The 15,758-nt window shown below is 42.3% G+C and carries 16 protein-coding genes; 7 read left to right on the top strand and 9 right to left on the bottom strand.

All coding sequences use genetic code 11. The features are described 5' to 3' along the window. Nucleotides 1–3 precede the first annotated feature (3 nt). Nucleotides 4–483 (bottom strand): Lrp/AsnC family transcriptional regulator, encoded by a 480-nt coding sequence (locus L0B18_RS16005; protein WP_234572808.1) that lies wholly within the window; start codon nucleotides 481–483, stop codon nucleotides 4–6. Between the two features lie 188 nt (nucleotides 484–671). Here L0B18_RS16005 and serS point away from each other — a divergent pair, with 188 nt between their 5' ends. Further along, a complete protein-coding gene (gene serS, locus L0B18_RS16000) occupies nucleotides 672–1,940 on the top strand; it encodes a serine--tRNA ligase (protein ID WP_234572807.1) in 1,269 nt (422 codons plus the stop codon). Nucleotides 1,941–1,957: 17 nt separating this feature from the next. On the opposite strand, the gene L0B18_RS15995 is transcribed toward serS, so the two are convergent. Together L0B18_RS15995 and dusB are read right to left on the bottom strand one after the other, a co-directional pair. After that, nucleotides 1,958–2,179: a hypothetical protein gene (locus tag L0B18_RS15995; protein WP_234572806.1), complete on the bottom strand. Its 222-nt coding sequence runs from the start codon at nucleotides 2,177–2,179 to the stop codon at nucleotides 1,958–1,960. A gap of 61 nt (nucleotides 2,180–2,240) precedes the next feature. Beyond that, a complete protein-coding gene (gene dusB, locus L0B18_RS15990) occupies nucleotides 2,241–3,230 on the bottom strand; it encodes a tRNA dihydrouridine synthase DusB (protein ID WP_234572805.1) in 990 nt (329 codons plus the stop codon). Between the two features lie 187 nt (nucleotides 3,231–3,417). On the opposite strand from dusB, the gene L0B18_RS15985 reads away from it, so the two are divergent. The 3 genes from L0B18_RS15985 (at nucleotide 3,418) to radA (ending at nucleotide 7,059) form a co-directional block, all read left to right on the top strand. Then, the gene (locus tag L0B18_RS15985) at nucleotides 3,418–4,494 is read left to right on the top strand and encodes a class I fructose-bisphosphate aldolase (protein ID WP_234572804.1); all 1,077 of its coding nucleotides are present in this window, start codon (nucleotides 3,418–3,420) and stop codon (nucleotides 4,492–4,494) included. A 153-nt stretch (nucleotides 4,495–4,647) separates the two neighbouring features. Then, on the top strand, nucleotides 4,648–5,667 hold the full coding sequence (locus tag L0B18_RS15980; RefSeq protein ID WP_234572803.1) for a lysylphosphatidylglycerol synthase transmembrane domain-containing protein: 1,020 nt from the start codon (nucleotides 4,648–4,650) through the stop codon (nucleotides 5,665–5,667). A gap of 51 nt (nucleotides 5,668–5,718) precedes the next feature. Then, a complete protein-coding gene (gene radA, locus L0B18_RS15975; RefSeq protein ID WP_234572802.1) occupies nucleotides 5,719–7,059 on the top strand; it encodes a DNA repair protein RadA in 1,341 nt (446 codons plus the stop codon). Between the two features lie 8 nt (nucleotides 7,060–7,067). Here radA and rpsU read toward each other — a convergent pair whose 3' ends face one another. Then, entirely contained in the window at nucleotides 7,068–7,262 is a 195-nt protein-coding gene (rpsU, locus tag L0B18_RS15970) for a 30S ribosomal protein S21 (protein WP_234572801.1), read from the bottom strand. A gap of 206 nt (nucleotides 7,263–7,468) precedes the next feature. On the opposite strand from rpsU, the gene L0B18_RS15965 reads away from it, so the two are divergent. Next, nucleotides 7,469–8,140 (top strand): hypothetical protein, encoded by a 672-nt coding sequence (locus L0B18_RS15965; RefSeq protein WP_234572800.1) that lies wholly within the window; start codon nucleotides 7,469–7,471, stop codon nucleotides 8,138–8,140. Nucleotides 8,141–8,199: 59 nt separating this feature from the next. Here L0B18_RS15965 and L0B18_RS15960 read toward each other — a convergent pair whose 3' ends face one another. The 5 genes from L0B18_RS15960 to L0B18_RS15940 all read right to left on the bottom strand — a co-directional run bounded on the left by L0B18_RS15960 (nucleotide 8,200) and on the right by L0B18_RS15940 (nucleotide 13,356). Next, nucleotides 8,200–8,841 (bottom strand): hypothetical protein, encoded by a 642-nt coding sequence (locus L0B18_RS15960; RefSeq protein ID WP_234572799.1) that lies wholly within the window; start codon nucleotides 8,839–8,841, stop codon nucleotides 8,200–8,202. Nucleotides 8,842–8,919: 78 nt separating this feature from the next. Beyond that, a complete protein-coding gene (locus L0B18_RS15955; protein WP_234572798.1) occupies nucleotides 8,920–9,759 on the bottom strand; it encodes a TIGR02757 family protein in 840 nt (279 codons plus the stop codon). Next, entirely contained in the window at nucleotides 9,756–10,844 is a 1,089-nt protein-coding gene (gene mutY / locus L0B18_RS15950; protein ID WP_234572797.1) for an A/G-specific adenine glycosylase, read from the bottom strand. The genes L0B18_RS15955 and mutY overlap by 4 nt, the downstream gene beginning before the upstream one ends. After that, complete coding sequence (locus tag L0B18_RS15945; RefSeq protein ID WP_234572796.1) at nucleotides 10,841–12,385, bottom strand: Ig domain-containing protein; 1,545 nt, start codon at nucleotides 12,383–12,385, stop codon at nucleotides 10,841–10,843. Before L0B18_RS15945 ends, mutY begins: the two co-directional genes overlap by 4 nt. Continuing rightward, nucleotides 12,382–13,356 (bottom strand): NAD-dependent epimerase/dehydratase family protein, encoded by a 975-nt coding sequence (locus L0B18_RS15940; protein ID WP_234572795.1) that lies wholly within the window; start codon nucleotides 13,354–13,356, stop codon nucleotides 12,382–12,384. Before L0B18_RS15940 ends, L0B18_RS15945 begins: the two co-directional genes overlap by 4 nt. Before the next feature lie 33 nt (nucleotides 13,357–13,389). Here L0B18_RS15940 and L0B18_RS15935 point away from each other — a divergent pair, with 33 nt between their 5' ends. Beyond that, on the top strand, nucleotides 13,390–14,580 hold the full coding sequence (locus L0B18_RS15935) for a glycosyltransferase family 4 protein (RefSeq protein ID WP_234572794.1): 1,191 nt from the start codon (nucleotides 13,390–13,392) through the stop codon (nucleotides 14,578–14,580). 70 nt (nucleotides 14,581–14,650) lie between these two features. Then, a complete protein-coding gene (locus L0B18_RS15930; RefSeq protein WP_234572793.1) occupies nucleotides 14,651–15,709 on the top strand; it encodes a glycosyltransferase family 4 protein in 1,059 nt (352 codons plus the stop codon). Nucleotides 15,710–15,758: the final 49 nt, after the last annotated feature.

Here is a 15,758-nt window from a genome sequence, read left to right as displayed (position 1 = left end):
GTATTATTTTTTGATATCCTCAGCGTCTTCTATCGGTAGTTTTCGGGTCTCTTTGAAAGTTGACAGAACAATATTGGAACGCGTGCGTGTTACTCCTTCCCAGGTTTGAATGAGCGACAAAAACTTCTCGAGAGACTCGGTATTTTTTGTTCGAACTTTGAGAATGTGAGAACCGTCTCCGGTGATGGAATGACATTCCATTACTTCCGGATGATGAGTTACATGATCTACAAATTCGGAGTAACGTTCAGAACCGTCTACCTCAACAAAAATAAAAGCCGTTATATCGAAATGAAATTTCTTGGCATCAAGAATGGCGTTGTAGTTTACTATGAGCCCTTTTTCTTCAAGTTTTCTCATTCTCTCTGAAACTGAAGGCACTGATAAATGTACGATTTCAGCGATAGTATTTCGTTGCGCTCTGCCGTTTTCCTGCAGATGATTTAGTATTTTTATGTCTGTTTCGTCTAAGTGGTGTGTCATATATTAAGCACTTAATAATTCTAATTGATTTTAAAGTTAGCCTTAATTTGTTAGGATAACAATCTCATTTAAGCTGTTTTTTATAAATAGTTAAAAAAAATTGGGATAGCGTTTTAAAAAATTTCAAACAGGGATTTACTCATTGTATCTTTAGTAAAAATAAGAATCAAAAAAGTGAAAGTTAACTTATGCTTGACGTTACATTTATCCGGGAAAACACTGATCTGGTAAAGACAGGAATGAAGAACAAGGGAGAGCCGGATACATCAATTGTTGATCGGGTGTTGCAGAAAGATGAAGAATGGCGAAGTGTGGTTACCGAGGTTGATAACCTGAGAGCAGAAAGTAATCAAAAAGCCAAAAAAATTGGCGAGCTGATGGGACAGGGTAAAAAAGAAGAAGCCCAAAAACTCATCAAAGAAACCGGTGATAATAAAGCAGAGATAAAAGAGCTTGAAGAAAGGCTTTCCGTGCTGCAAAAAGAACGGGATGACCTGCTTTACCAAATACCCAATGTTCCGGATGCCTCTGTGCCGGTAGGCCATTCTGAAGAGGATAACGAAGTTTTTCTTACATGGGGTGAACAGTCCGGCGATGACTGGAAACTCCCTCATTGGGATATTGCTGAAAAAAAAGGCTGGATTGATTTTGAGCGGGGTTCAAAAGTAACGGGAGCCGGATTTCCTTTTTATGTAGGATCAATGGCCAGACTTCAGCGTGCTTTGATTAATTTCTTTCTGAATGAAGCCTCAGAACATGGATATACCGAATTACAGGCTCCTTATTTTGTGAATGAAGATTCAGCCCGGGGTACCGGCCAAATTCCCGATAAAGAAGATATGATGTACACTATTCCGCGGGATGGTTTTTTTGCCATTCCCACGGCAGAAGTTCCGGTCACCAATTTTCATCGCGACGAAATATTTTCTCAGGATGATCTTCCCGTTTATTACACCGCGTATACGCCTTGTTGGAGAAGAGAAGCCGGAAGCTACGGGAAGGATGTTCGGGGGCTGAACCGCCTGCACCAATTCGATAAGGTGGAGTTGGTAAAAATTGTTCATCCTGATACGTCAGATGACGAACTGGAATCTTTACGCGAGTATGCCGAATCTCTCCTCAAAAAACTGAAATTACCCTACAGAACTCTGTTGATGTGTACCGGAGATATGGGGTTCACTCAAACCAAAAAGTACGATCTTGAGGTTTGGAGTCCCGGACAAAAACGGTGGTTAGAAGTCAGTTCATGCTCCAATTTTGGTTCTTTCCAGGCACGGCGAATGCAACTCCGGTTTAAGAATGAGAAGGGAAAAACAGAAATGCTTCACACATTAAACGGATCGGGTTTGGCACTGCCAAGAATTGTGGCTTCCATTCTGGAAACGTATCAAACAGAAGAGGGCGATGTTCTTATTCCTGAGGTATTGAAACCCTTTATGGGAGTGGATCAAATCTAAAAGACGTTCCGTTCAGTTTATGAAATTGGCGCTTTTTTAAAAGCAGACCTGATCAGCTTGAATAAAAAGTAAATTCCAAAACCTGCAAGGATTAATACGAAAATAGATCCCCAGAAAATATAGATGGCATAGGGAATCAACAGAAGAAGCAGAGCACCCAGAAAATACCGGAAAGGATTAGAGTAGAAAAGATAGGCGTTGCCACCTGATTTGAAAAGACGAACAATTCGATACCACATAGTAAATCCAAATTGGTTGAGATTTATTAACAGTCTACGACCAACTTCAGGAAAGGATTCGCTATGCCACGGCGTATAGTTCTTCTTCTTTAAAATTCAGCAACAATTCCAGGATTGGCTGCATCTCTTTTTCCTGCATGATTTGTCCGCGAAGCTGACGGCTGTTCCGGATTCCTTTCAGGTACTGTCCATAATGTTTTTTCATGATAATTACGCCATACTGCTCTCCGTGATGAGCCACAGAAAATCGTAAATGCTCGGCGCACATCGCAAGCCGTTGTTTAACAGTTGGATCGGGAAGGAGTTCACCCGTTTCCAGGTAGTGGCGGGTCTGTTCGAAAATCCACGGATTGCCAATAGCACCGCGACCGATCATGACCCCGTCAACACCGGTTTCATCAAACATTTTTTTGGCGAGTTGAGGTGAAGTAACATCCCCGTTGCCGATGATAGGAATTTCAAGCCCGGGAGTATTTTTTAATTCCTTAAGATATTCCCATTGGGCATCGCCTTTATATTTCTGGCACCGGGTTCGGGCATGAACGGTGAGAGCCTTCACACCCAATTTTTGGAGCATCAAGGCGACTTCCCGGATTCGGATCGAACGATCATCCCAGCCAAGGCGGGTTTTTACCGTGACAGGAAAATCTCCGGCGGCATCCACAACTTTTCCCGCCATTCGCTCCATCATGTCCAAGTCTTTAAGACAAGCTGAACCGGCACCTTTTTTTACAATCTTATAAACCGGGCATCCAAAATTGATATCAACTAAATCGGGATTATTAGAGATGGCTACTTTTGTGGCTCCCTCCATGGCTTCTTCACGTCCGCCAAAAATCTGGACTCCAAATGGCCGTTCGGATTCCTCGAAATGCATTTTGTGCATGGCAATATCAGAATCCCTTATAATAGCTTCGGAGCTGATAAATTCCGTATATACAATAGATGCTCCCCGCTTCCTGCAAATCTGGCGAAAAGGAGAGTCGGTTACATCCTCCATTGGGGCCAACAAAAGTGGCTTATTACCTAAATTTATTTGATCGATTTTCATAAAGTGTTTTACTTAAAGCACAAAAAATAAGAGTTTTTTCTGTCGACTGCTAAATCCGCTATTTTTAAAAAAATCAAAGCGCTTCCATTTACGGATAAAAGACTCCGTGAATAGCCAATTGTCGAATTAACGTGTATATTATAACTGTTAAACGAAATTTTAATCAATACAACAGGAGCAAAACATAATGACACTTGAAAAATCAAGTATTGAAGAATTATTGGGGAACGATGCTGACTCCTTACTAAGTCATGTATGTAAAACCATACCAAAAGAAAAACTTCATATTCCATCACCAACTTATGTTGATGATGTTTGGTACCACTCAGACAGAAGTAATCGTGTACTGCAAAATCTGCAGAGAATTATCAATCACGGGAGACTTGCAGGTTCAGGTTATTTATCAATCCTTCCTGTAGATCAAGGTATTGAACACAGTGCTGGTGCGTCATTCGCCAAAAATCCGGCTTACTTCGATCCGGAAAACATTGTTAAATTAGCAATCGAAGGTGGATGTAACGCAGTTGCTTCAACATTTGGTGTTCTGGGTTCTGTATCCAGAAAGTATGCCCACAAAATTCCTTTCCTTGTAAAAATTAATCACAATGAGCTTTTAACATATCCAAACAAATATGATCAGATCATGTTTGGTTCTATTGATAAAGCTTACGATATGGGTGCTGCAGCTGTTGGTGCAACCATTTATTTTGGTTCTGATGAATCATCACGACAGATTGTAGAAGTTGCCCAGGCATTTGAATATGCTCACGAGTTGGGAATGGCTACTGTACTTTGGTGCTACACCCGAAACTCTGCATTTAAAGTTGACGGAATCGATTATCATGCATCTGCCGACCTTACCGGCCAGGCAAACCATCTTGGTGTAACCATTGAAGCTGACATCGTGAAGCAAAAACTGCCTACTAACAACGGCGGTTATCTTGCTCTCAATTCCGGTGATTCTTCATACGGTAAACTCGATCAAAGAATCTACGATGAATTGACAACAGATCACCCGATTGACCTGACCCGATACCAGGTAGCTAATGGCTACATGGGCCGTGCAGGACTGATCAACTCAGGTGGTGCATCCGGTAAAGACGACTTCGCACAAGCTGTGAAAACAGCTGTTGTAAACAAACGTGCCGGTGGAATGGGGCTTATCAGTGGCCGTAAAGCATTCCAGCGACCAATGGATGAAGGCGTAAAACTTCTCAACTATATTCAGGACGTATACCTGAATGACGAGATAACCATTGCATAAAACTCTTTACGAATGCCGGACCGATAAAGTCCGGCATTTTTTTTATTCTCTACCTTGCCTTTCTGTATATTTCAGAGTTTGAATTTATAACTCAAGTGATTGTCAAAGCCGATTCAACATAGTTCCAGCGCTCAAAGTCGACCTCTGATCTCAATGAAGTACCTTGCGATATCTATCGCATTGAGTGTGATCAGTATGGGGGTCGTTATTTATCTTACGTATACACCCGGTGTACTTGAGCATTTGAAGCCCAAACGGCTGCCAGGGTTGGGGTTAGCCATCGTTGTAACATTATTAAAAGTTTATTTTACAGCCGCTAAAATTCGATACCTGGCAGATAAGGTAATTGGGAAGATGGCAGCAGTTCGCATTGCCCTTACCTGGGATTTCGCCTCCGCTGTTACTCCTTCAACCATTGGGGGAGCTCCCGTAGCCACTTATGCGATGACGCGAGAGGGGATTAAACTCGGCCAATCATCTGCAATTATGCTTTATAGTGTGCTTTTAGATCAGTTTTGGTACGCGATGGCCGTTCCGATTTTGTTGATTTCGAGTATGTATTTGCAGGTTCTACCTCCCGAAATCGGGCTGGTTGGAAATGTAACCATGATTTTAATCTACACGGGCCTTTTGCTATATGGCGCTTTGCTCGCCTATGGATTATTGATCAATCCGGCAGTAATTAAAAAGGTTATTGAAAAAATATTCAAGCTGCCATTTTTGAAAAAGTATGCCGATAAAGTGAATGCCGAGGCCGATAATCTGGAGAGCTATTCCCGTTTGCTTCGCAAAAAACCACTCACATTCGTTTTAAAAGCTTTTTATTTATCAACCATGACATGGCTTTGCAAGATTGCGCTCCCCGTGATTGTAGTACTGAGTTTGCTGCCGGGAGATGAAATTCTGTTAATTCTGCGAAGTTTAGCCATGAATCTCGCTTTTCTTGTTATTCCTACTCCCGGCGGTTCTGGTGGAGTAGAAGGACTCTTTGCAATTTTTTTGGGTCCATTGATTGACCGAAAGGCGTTCATCGGTTTGGCCGTATTTGCATGGCGGATTATAACCTACTATTCAAGTATTGGCCTCGGAATTTTTGCGATGCTTTGGTATGTGAATGATTCGGTCAATCAAAAACTGGCTGAAACGGATGAGACAAAACCAACCGAGATATAAAAGCTCTGATTGATTATTAATGTCAGGAAAGTCTGACAGGATTTTTAAGATATGGCTAAAGAGAAAATTCGTTTTGAGTGCAGTAATTGCGAGCATGTTTCGCCCAAATGGTTAGGCGTTTGTCCGGTATGCGGCGAGTGGAATACATTTACCGAAAAGCGGGAGAAAAAGAAAAGCTCAAAAAAGCATAAGGTTGAGATTTCTGAGTCAACATCTTCTGAAGCAGTTCGGTTATCAGAGATTGGAACGGAGCACCAGGAGAGAATATCTGCGAACCTTGAAGAATTCGACAGAGTTTTGGGAGGAGGATTTGTTGAAGGCTCCTTTATTCTTCTTGGTGGCGACCCCGGAATTGGCAAAAGCACATTAATGCTTCAGACAGCCAAAAATAGTGAAAATTTAAAGATCTTATATATCGCAGGAGAGGAGTCCGGCGCGCAGATCAAGCAAAGGGCCCAGCGTATTGGTTTAAGTGGGGAGAATCTTTACATCAGTTCCGACACAGATGTGCAATCCGTAATTCATACGGCACGCAAACTGAAGCCAGACTTGTTAGTGATTGATTCGATTCAAACCCTTTTTAGTGATGAACTGACAAGTCTTCCCGGAAGCATCCGGCAAATACGTGAGTGTTCGGCGCTGCTTCAACAGATTGCTAAAAAAGAAAATATCACAACTCTGATGATCGGCCACGTAACGAAAGACGGAGATATCGCCGGGCCGAGAATTTTAGAACACATGGTGGATACCGTTCTCCACTTTGAAGGAGATAAAAATCATTTATACCGTCTTTTGCGTTGCGTAAAAAATCGATTTGGCCCGGCGCAGGAAGTGGGTGTTTTTGAGATGAAGGAGGGAGGACTTGAGGAGGTTACCAATCCTTCAGAGCTGTTCTTGTCTGATTCAGATCTGGAAGTGAGTGGAAATTCAATCGCCTGTGTGATGGAGGGGACAAGGCCTATCCTGGTAGAAATTCAGGCATTGGTTTCGTCAAGCAATTATGGAACGCCCCAGAGAACGGCCAGCGGATTCGATCAGCGGCGTTTGTCACTTTTGCTGGCAGTGCTTGAAAAAAGAGCAGGACTCTATTTTGGCGATCAGGACGTTTACCTGAATGTTGCCGGTGGTTTGAAAATAACGGACCCTGCGGCTGATCTTGCTGTAGTTTCTGCGCTTGCATCAAGCCTGAACAATGAAATTGTAGACAGGAAAAAAGTATTTATCGGCGAGGTCGGGCTGGGGGGAGAAATCAGGAATGTGTCTTACCTGGAGCAGCGAATCAGAGAGGCGGGAAAAATGGGAATTCAGAAGGTGGTAATGCCAAAGAGCGGAACCGCGGTACAGGCTAAAACTGAATTAAAATCCGCGGCTACGATCTCGGAACTGATGTAGAGAAATTCTTAGTAGTTATCTCTCTGACGACGTCGTTCTTCACGAACACTTTTCTTCAGAGCTTCTCTTCGCTCTTCAGACGGCTTGGTATATTGTTGCCGTTCTTTGTATTCATTCAAAATTCGTGAACGAGTAACCATTTTCTTGAAGCGGTTAATCGCGCGATCAATGCTTTCGTTATCTTTTACGTTAACTCCGATCATATCTTAAGTTTGGTTTTTAAAAAGTTGACAGACACCTAATATAAAAATACTTTTCAGAAAAAGATAGTTCCGTTGGTAAAAAATCTTCAGGGTAAACAAATAATTTTGCATTCTTTCTCTGATATTTTTCACATAAAATTTGTCAATTATTCTTTTATCATTGGCACATCAAAAAACAGAAAAGTCTAAAACTTGTTATTGTTGGAATGGAGTTTGTAAATACGTTTAGAGAGATGCTGACAAATCCCGAGCATGTAGTAGATAGTTTTGTCCTTGAGGAGAATAGCAATTTTCAGCATCCATTTGCTTATGGGCTGGTAGGAGTGATTATTATTGTAGCTCTTTATTCTCTTGTTCTTGGATACAGAACCCCGATTTTGGCAGATATGGTAAGCAAAGAAATTGATCAGTATCAGCAGCTTACATATTGGATTCAATATGCCAACTTGAAAGTCTCAACTATTTTACTGCCTCTTTCAATGTTTTTCCTTTTAACTCCGGCGTTATCAATATCCGGCCTCTTTTTCTTTCGGGATAATATTGATGGATTCTATTATAACCTGATTTTAAGTACTTATGCCATAGGAACGGCAATTTTGTCATTGCTGATATTGGTGCCCATTTGGTTCATTATTCCTTCCACTTTATTCAGTTCTATAATCACTACATATTTACCGTTGATACTGGTGGGAATTGTTGTTCTCAGAATTTATGAGAGATATCTTTTTATGGAAGGAATCCGGAGCTGGATACAGGTTTTATCCACTTATGTTCTCGGAAGTGCGATTTTCCTGATGCTTGAAAGTCTCTCAGCCTCCGTAATCGGTTATTTTATTTTTGCTGTAAACCGATTTTTGGATATCTGGGGACAGGTATAAATGTTACTCTCAAGAGGAAAAAGGACCGTTTCTGAATGTTCAAATTCTGAAACATGTGATCATTCCCGAAGCAAATGAATGCTCACCCCAAAACCAATTTCAAAACCCGAGGCTGAATAGAAAAACGACCAATCCCGTTCTCTCAATTCGTTCATGGGAAAATCAAATACCGGGCTGTCAACCTCTTCTACTTCAGTCACAACTGTCTTTTCTCCATTGATGATTCGATAACTCATTTGTACAAAAAAAGAGGCTAATGGTGTTCCCAGCCACTCCCATTCGATAAAGGGTTTAAATTCGTTGCCCAATCCCTGGAAACGGACATCCCCAACCTGAGGACCAATAATTCCCACATCTTCGAGCAATACATCCTCCAGCTCAATTTTACTCAATGAAAGTCCCGCTTTGAAATCATGAGCTTTCCATTCGCCAATCAGAAAAGCCAGGCTAGCGCCGTATGATAATCGAGCTGTCTTTCCGTAACGGGCATATGCGTGGACCCCAAACTCTAAAGGAGCCATGTCATAGTCAGAGACCATCAATCGAACTCCAAGAGGCCGGACGTGACTATCTGTGGCTTCCTGAACCGTAAATTTGGGCATATAACCAGCGTGCACCCCTAATTTTGAATAGATTTTCTGTGCTTCGGCGGTTTTAAATAGACATGAAAAACAGATAAAGATTCCGAATAGATATTTCATAAAGATTTTTCTTCATATAACGACTCTCTTTTTTTAAGATCAGATTATTTTTCAAACCCTTCAAATATTCTCCTGAACTTACTTCAAAAACCGGGGGTTGATCACAAATTCATCAGGAATACGTTGCTTATTGACACCAATTCCGAATAAGGCATAATCATATTTGGCAGGATCTGAAGGATCAAGCAACCGGGCAAATTCTGTTAGTTCCATGGCTGCTTTCCAATCATTGGTTTTTCGGGTTAGAAGTCCCAGGACACGGGCCTGGCGTGCCGAGTGAACATCAAGCGGAATAACGAGTTCGGAGGGTGGCATAAAATTCATAATTCCAATATCCACAGAACTGTTCCGGCGAATCATCCATCGCAAATACATATATAAACGTTTTGCAGCGCTGTTCTTTTCCGGATTGGAAATATGTTTCCGGGTACGGTGAGGAATGTTGGGGTGTAAATCAAAAAAACGGTGATGAAAAACCGCCATGAGCTCACGTCCGGTTTCCTGAGATATTTGGTAGCAGGATTTCCAGAAAGCTTCAAACGAGCCGTAGGAATGCAAAATTTCCTGCAGGCATTTGGTGAGCCAGTGAACATCAACCGGTTTAAAAGTGCGGTGCTTAAACCCATCAAAAACAGATTGGGAGCGATAGTCATACTTTCGGATAAAATCGGCAGGGCGATAATCCATCCGTTCCAGTAAATCCAGCACTTTCGCCAGCACAATATCTCGCCGGCCCCATGCCATAATTGCCGCAAAAAAACCAGCCAGCTCTTGGTCATCTTTATGCTCAAATGCATGAACAAAAGAAACAGGATCATTGTGAATATAGTCCGGCGTTTCAAGGTTCTGCACACACAAGTCCAGGTAGGGTTTCAGGCGACGAAGCTGTGCAGGACTACAAGGTTTTATAATGGTCACAGATTTAGTTCTTTTTGTAAAAACTCCTTACTCCTGAGTTTATTGGTAAGGTCTCGGTTTGCTTTTGGAAAAGGATATTCACCCAAAGTATCGATTGGCACCCACTTTATTTTTTGACTGGTTTTGGGTGACGGCGTACCATCTGTGATCTGACAGATAAAAGAATGTAACGTAATTTTAAAATGAGAATAGGCATGCTTCAACCGCATAAACGGTTCAATAATTTTTACTTCCACTCCAAGCTCTTCCCGTAATTCGCGGTGTACAGTATCTTGGATATTTTCATCGTTTTCCTGCTTTCCGCCGGGAAATTCCCAGAGTCCGCCCAGCATTGCATCTTCTTTTCGATGAGCGATTAAAACTTCCTGATTTTCCCGGATGATAATTCCAATACCAATTTGATGATGCGGTACTTTTTTTGCCGGTGATTTGTATGGGATTACATCCGTTTGAGCACTATTTGCCGCTACACAATCTGAAGAAACAGGACAGGTTAGACAATCCGGACTCTGAGGAGTGCAAACCGTTGCTCCCAATTCCATCACGGCCTGGTTGAAATCGCCGGGTACATCCTCCGGAACTAAATCATCAGCCAACTCTTGGATTCTATTTTTAGTGGCTGATTTTCGGATATCATCCTGAATTCCATAATAACGGGATAAAACGCGAATCACATTTCCATCAACAACGGCATGCTTTTTTTGGAAAGCGATACTTAGAATGGCAGATGCCGAGTACGGTCCAATTCCTTTTAGTGAAGTGATCTCTTTCCAGGTGGAAGGTAATTGACCATCAAAATTTTCCACAACCATTTTTGAGGCGTGGTGAAGATTCCGCCCACGGCTGTAATACCCTAAACCTTCCCAGCATTTTAAAACCGATTGTTGATCAGCATCGGCCAGATCATAAATGGTGGGAAATCGCTCAAGAAATCGTTCGTAATAGGGAATGACCGTATCAACCCGGGTTTGTTGAAGCATGATCTCCGAAATCCAGATTTTATAGGGATCGTCAGTCGCCCGCCAGGGGAGATCGCGCTTATGATGATAATACCATTCTAAAATTTTATCCGGAAAATCGCTCACTGTTCAAACAGATCTTCTTCACCTGATTGAGCGGAGAGTTCCACAACATTAATAGTATAATCCTGGGAAGCAGCAGCTCCGTATTGATCGGTCGCAATTACGCGGAATGAATGTTCTCCGACCTCTCTTTCCGAGGGTTCCCAGGTAAATCTTCCGGTTTGTTCGTTGATGTGAGCGCCGTTCGGCATGTCCACTCCAAGGTATCGGTTAAGGGATTGATCCATTCCGTCCGGGTCAATGGCGCTAATCTGAAGTTCAAACATTTCGCCAACCGGTATAGAAATTGGGCGGGTAGGAGTAAATCGTGGAGGTGAATTAAATGGCCTTAAGTTGATAATAAATTGAGTACTGTCCGATCGCCCGTCAGCCAGCGAGGCGGTAATCGTTACGTTGTGTCGGCCGGATTGGGTAGCCGTGGGCTGCCAGTAAAATGTGTTGCCGCGAATTTGGGCATTATCAAACGAAGCGCTGTAACTCAAGGAGACATCATTTAAGTTTACCTCCGATTCAAATTCTATAGGCAGAAGTAATGGCCGGGGATAGGGAAGAACCACATTATTGATTTCGCTGAGTTGAAAAGATCCGGATGTGGATGTGCCAGCATTTGAGGGTTGCCGCTGCGAGGTTTGTTCCACAATAGGTACCACTTTGTTGTACTCAGTAATCCAAAATGTGTCTTCAGATATTGTGAAATAATTTCCTGAACGCTCTCCCGATTTCCAGCGGTTGAAATTCCCGGCCGAATCCTCCATCCAGAGATCGGCATTTTCTGTACGAACAATCGTTCTGTCTTTCCATGTTGAAATTTTATCAACAGAATTAAGAACATCGGCAATCTGTTGCGTATCACCGTCTGAATTGATCAGATAAATATTTCCATCGCTATCTGATCCCATTAATTCGCCTTCAATCAAAAATAATTTATTCAGGTTGTGTCCGACTTCAACTTCTTCACTCAGGTTCACCCTTCCTTCGCGAACAGTATAAATGTTGAGAATTCCTCCCGCTTGTAGTACAAATAGAGTTTGTCCTCCATCCGTTGCAAGGTCCAGCGTGTTGTTTTCATGAATGGTTTCGAAGCCAGCATCTACACTTTCCGGTGTTTCCAGGCTAATGCGTCCAAATCCGGAGTTGCCAAGTGCAATGAAAAGATCATTGCCAATGCGTTTGGCCGAGTGCGGAACATCCGGCAATACTGTGGATGAATAAACGCCCAGTACAGAGGTCGGTTCAATAACCGTAAGCCTTCGGGCATCTCCGTAGAGATAGGCAAAACGGATATCACTTTCGAGCGTGTGGCCACGTTGTTGCATGCCGGTTGAAGAGTAAAGCCATTGGAGGGAATCACTCAGAGCACGAAAAACAACGAGCCCTTCACTTTCTGATAGAACATAAAGGTGGGTTGCCGAACTTTGCAGGTTCGTAATGTTGGGAACTTCAATTTGCCGGCCGAGATCTTTAACAAGTTGAGCGTGTAAAATTCCAACAGGGAGAAATAAAAGTGTGGTAAAAAGTAAAAATGTTTTCAGACGTCTGTTCATAACCAATTATGTTTTTTATACCATCGCAATGTTCTTGAGATGCCTTCTTCAAGGGTATACCGGGGTTGGTAGTGTAACTCTTTTTTTGCTTTTTGATGATTACACACCCATTCGAGAATCATTTCATTCGCTTTATCCCTGTTAACAACGGGATATGAACCAAAAAATGTTGCTGTTGTTTCTACAATTCCGGCTATTTTTTTTACCCAATCCGGTTTGATGTGTAACGGGATTGTTTTCTTTCCCAAAACTGTCTGTACAATTTCGTTAATGCGATTCCAGTTTGTGACCTCATCCCCCGAAACAAAATAGGTGTGAACCCCTTTCTCTTTCTGAGAGATTGATTTGTGAATTGCCTGGATCAGGTCTTGTACGTAAATAATCGAAAGTTCAGGTTTTTCACCGTCACCAACCATTGGCGCCACACCTTTGCTCATCATTTTAAAAAGAGTGTAAATCTGGTCTTCCCGCGGGCCATAGACCGCCGGCGGCCGCAAAATAGTTACCGATAAATCGGGATTAGCCACTTTGTGAATCATCTCTTCCATCTTTTTCTTGGACCGCCCATACATGCTGATGGGCTTCATGGGATCTTCTTCAGCAAGTGGTTTTCCTTTACTGGGACCTGCTGCGGCAAGAGATGAAAGAATCACCATTTTTTTAACGCCCGATCGATTGGCCAGTCGTACCAGGTGTTCGGTTGCCTCTACGTTTGCAAAATCGAACTCTTTCTGGGTTGGAGCTTTTACTACTCCGGCAAGATGCACAATCGTATCAACATCATGTAAAGCCTCTTCTATGGTTCGAATGGAATGGAGGTCGCCGTCTATTTTTTGGTACGATTTGCCCTCCAGCCATTTTTCCCTATTCCGAACAAGGCACTTGATCTTGTCGGTTTTATCATCATCGATTAAAGAATCGACAAGGTGGCTGCCAATAAAACCGGTTCCTCCGGTAACAAATACATTCATTTAATTTGTATATTCACATGCTTTCATTTGAATATGGCTGATCATCAGCCTAAGATACAAATATGGCCATTGCATTTGAAACAATATGACGGAATGAGGGTAGCAATTTTTACCGGCAACTATAATCACATTCGTGATGGCGTCTCCCTCACACTAAACCGATTGGTAGATTACCTTCAACAAAATGGGGTTGAAGTACTGATTTTTGGGCCGACTATTCCGAAACCGGCTTTTAATCACATTGGTACTCTCATTGCAGTCCCTTCTGTTAAGATGCCCGGCAGACCCGAGTACAGATTTACAACCGGTTTTCCCCAAAAAGCGCAAAAAAAACTGGAAGCGTTTAACCCGGATTTAGTCCACCTTGCCACACCTGATATTCTGGGGATTAAGGCATTACGATGGGCAGAAAAAAAAGAGGTTCCGGTTGTTTCTTCCTATCACACCCATTTTTCGAGTTACCTGAAGTACTACAAGCTTTCCGTATTAGAGCCCACGTTGTGGAAATTTTTGGCTTGGTTTTATGGAAAGTGCAGGGAAGTGTATGTGCCCTCAAAATCTATGGCGGAAATTTTGGTCGAAAAAGATATTACGGCAGAATTAAAGTTATGGGAGAGAGGGATAAACAGCGAGCTTTTCAATCCCCAAAAAAGAGATATGCAATGGAGACGGGAACATGGTTTTGATGATGGCGATATTATAGTGACCTTTGTCTCCCGCCTTGTTTGGGAAAAAAACCTTCGCCTTTTCGCTGATGTTGTGAATCGGCTCAAAAAGAAGTATAAAAAAGTAAAGGCAATGGTTGTGGGCGATGGACCCGCCCAGGATGGGATGATGGAATTACTGCCAAAGGCCCTTTTTACCGGATTTTTAAAAGGAGAAGATCTTGCCAAAGCGTATGCATCCAGCGATATTTTCTTTTTTCCCTCAGATACTGAAACTTTTGGAAATGTAACCCTTGAAGCCATGGCCAGCGGATTGCCGGCTGTTGTAGCGAATGCTACGGGTAGTAAATCGTTGGTAGATCATGGAGAAAACGGATTTCGGGCACCCGTTGAAAGATCGGATAAATTTTTTACCTTAATCGAGAAATTGATTGTTGATCCGGAATTGCGCAAACGAATGGCAAATGCATCTCTGGAAAAATCAAAAAAATATAGTTGGGACTCGATAAACGGTAAGCTTTTAGGTTACTACAAAGAAGTTTTGGAGGCTGAGAAATAACACATTGCGCATACTCTATATTTCACATCTGCACCCCCCAAAAGGCAAACCCCTTAAAAGTGTTGGAGGAATGCAAAACGTTAGCATACAGTTGGTGGATGCCTTGCACCGTCGGGACGATGTGGAAGTGGATGCTATTATTATGCAAACATCCTGGAGATTTATCGGGGTTAAAGCTTTTTTCTTCTTAGTCAGCCTCCTTTGGAGAATTCCTTCAAAAATAAAGAAAACAAAACCTGATGTAGTCCTTTTTTCCTCAATGGTAACGGCCGGAGTTTTGCCGGCGATGTTTAAAAAACCAAATGTGCCCTTTGTTACAATTAATCACGGGCAGGATGTGACGAAACCGGTGGCTTTGTATCAATGGTATGTGCCGTCGGTTTTTAAGAAACTGGACGGGGTTATTTCGGTTTCCTCAGCCACACGGGATGAATGTATTAAAAGAGGAATGGCACCAGCAAAAGGAGTAGCTCTGCCAAATGGGTTTGATATGAAAGTGGTAAAAAAGCTACCTGAACAAATTGAGGCACGGCAAATTATTGAAAAAGAATTTGGGATTGATCTGACCCATAAGAAACTTTTACTTTCAGTGGGCCGCCAGGTGAAGAGAAAGGGCCATGAATGGTTTATCCAGGAAGTATTTAATAAGGTTGAAACCGACGCTGTTTATTTGATTGTCGGAGATGGCCCTGAGCATGAGAATATTTTAAAAGCGAGAGAAAATTCTGATCAGAAAGAAAAAATTGTTATTGTTGGGAAGCAGCCTGGAAATATATTGCATGCATGTTACGCAGCTGCCGACCTTTTTGTGATGCCGAATATTCCTGTTGAAGGGGACATGGAAGGATTCGGAATTGTTTTGTTGGAAGCAAACCGGGCAAATGTACCTGCCATAGCATCCGATCTGGAAGGAATAAAAGATGTGATTGAGCAGGGTGTAAACGGGTACAGGATTCCGCATGGAGAAGCGGATCTTTTTGCTGAAAAAATTGATTATGTTCTAGTACATGAGCTTGATGATCTGTCTGAGAAGTCGAAGGAGTATGTCCAGAAAAATTATAGCTGGGATACGGTTGTCGATCGATATATCTCATTTCTGAAAAGTATTGTCAAAAGCGTTTCAAATTGAATCTCAAATTTGATTGAAGCGGAATACTCGGTATATTTACTTGTTTAAA

The organism is Rhodohalobacter sp. 614A, from assembly GCF_021462415.1.
Classification (GTDB): Bacteria; Bacteroidota; Rhodothermia; order Balneolales; family Balneolaceae; genus Rhodohalobacter.
Note: the sequence above shows the minus strand (reverse complement) of the source record. Positions and strands in the feature narration are given on the sequence as shown.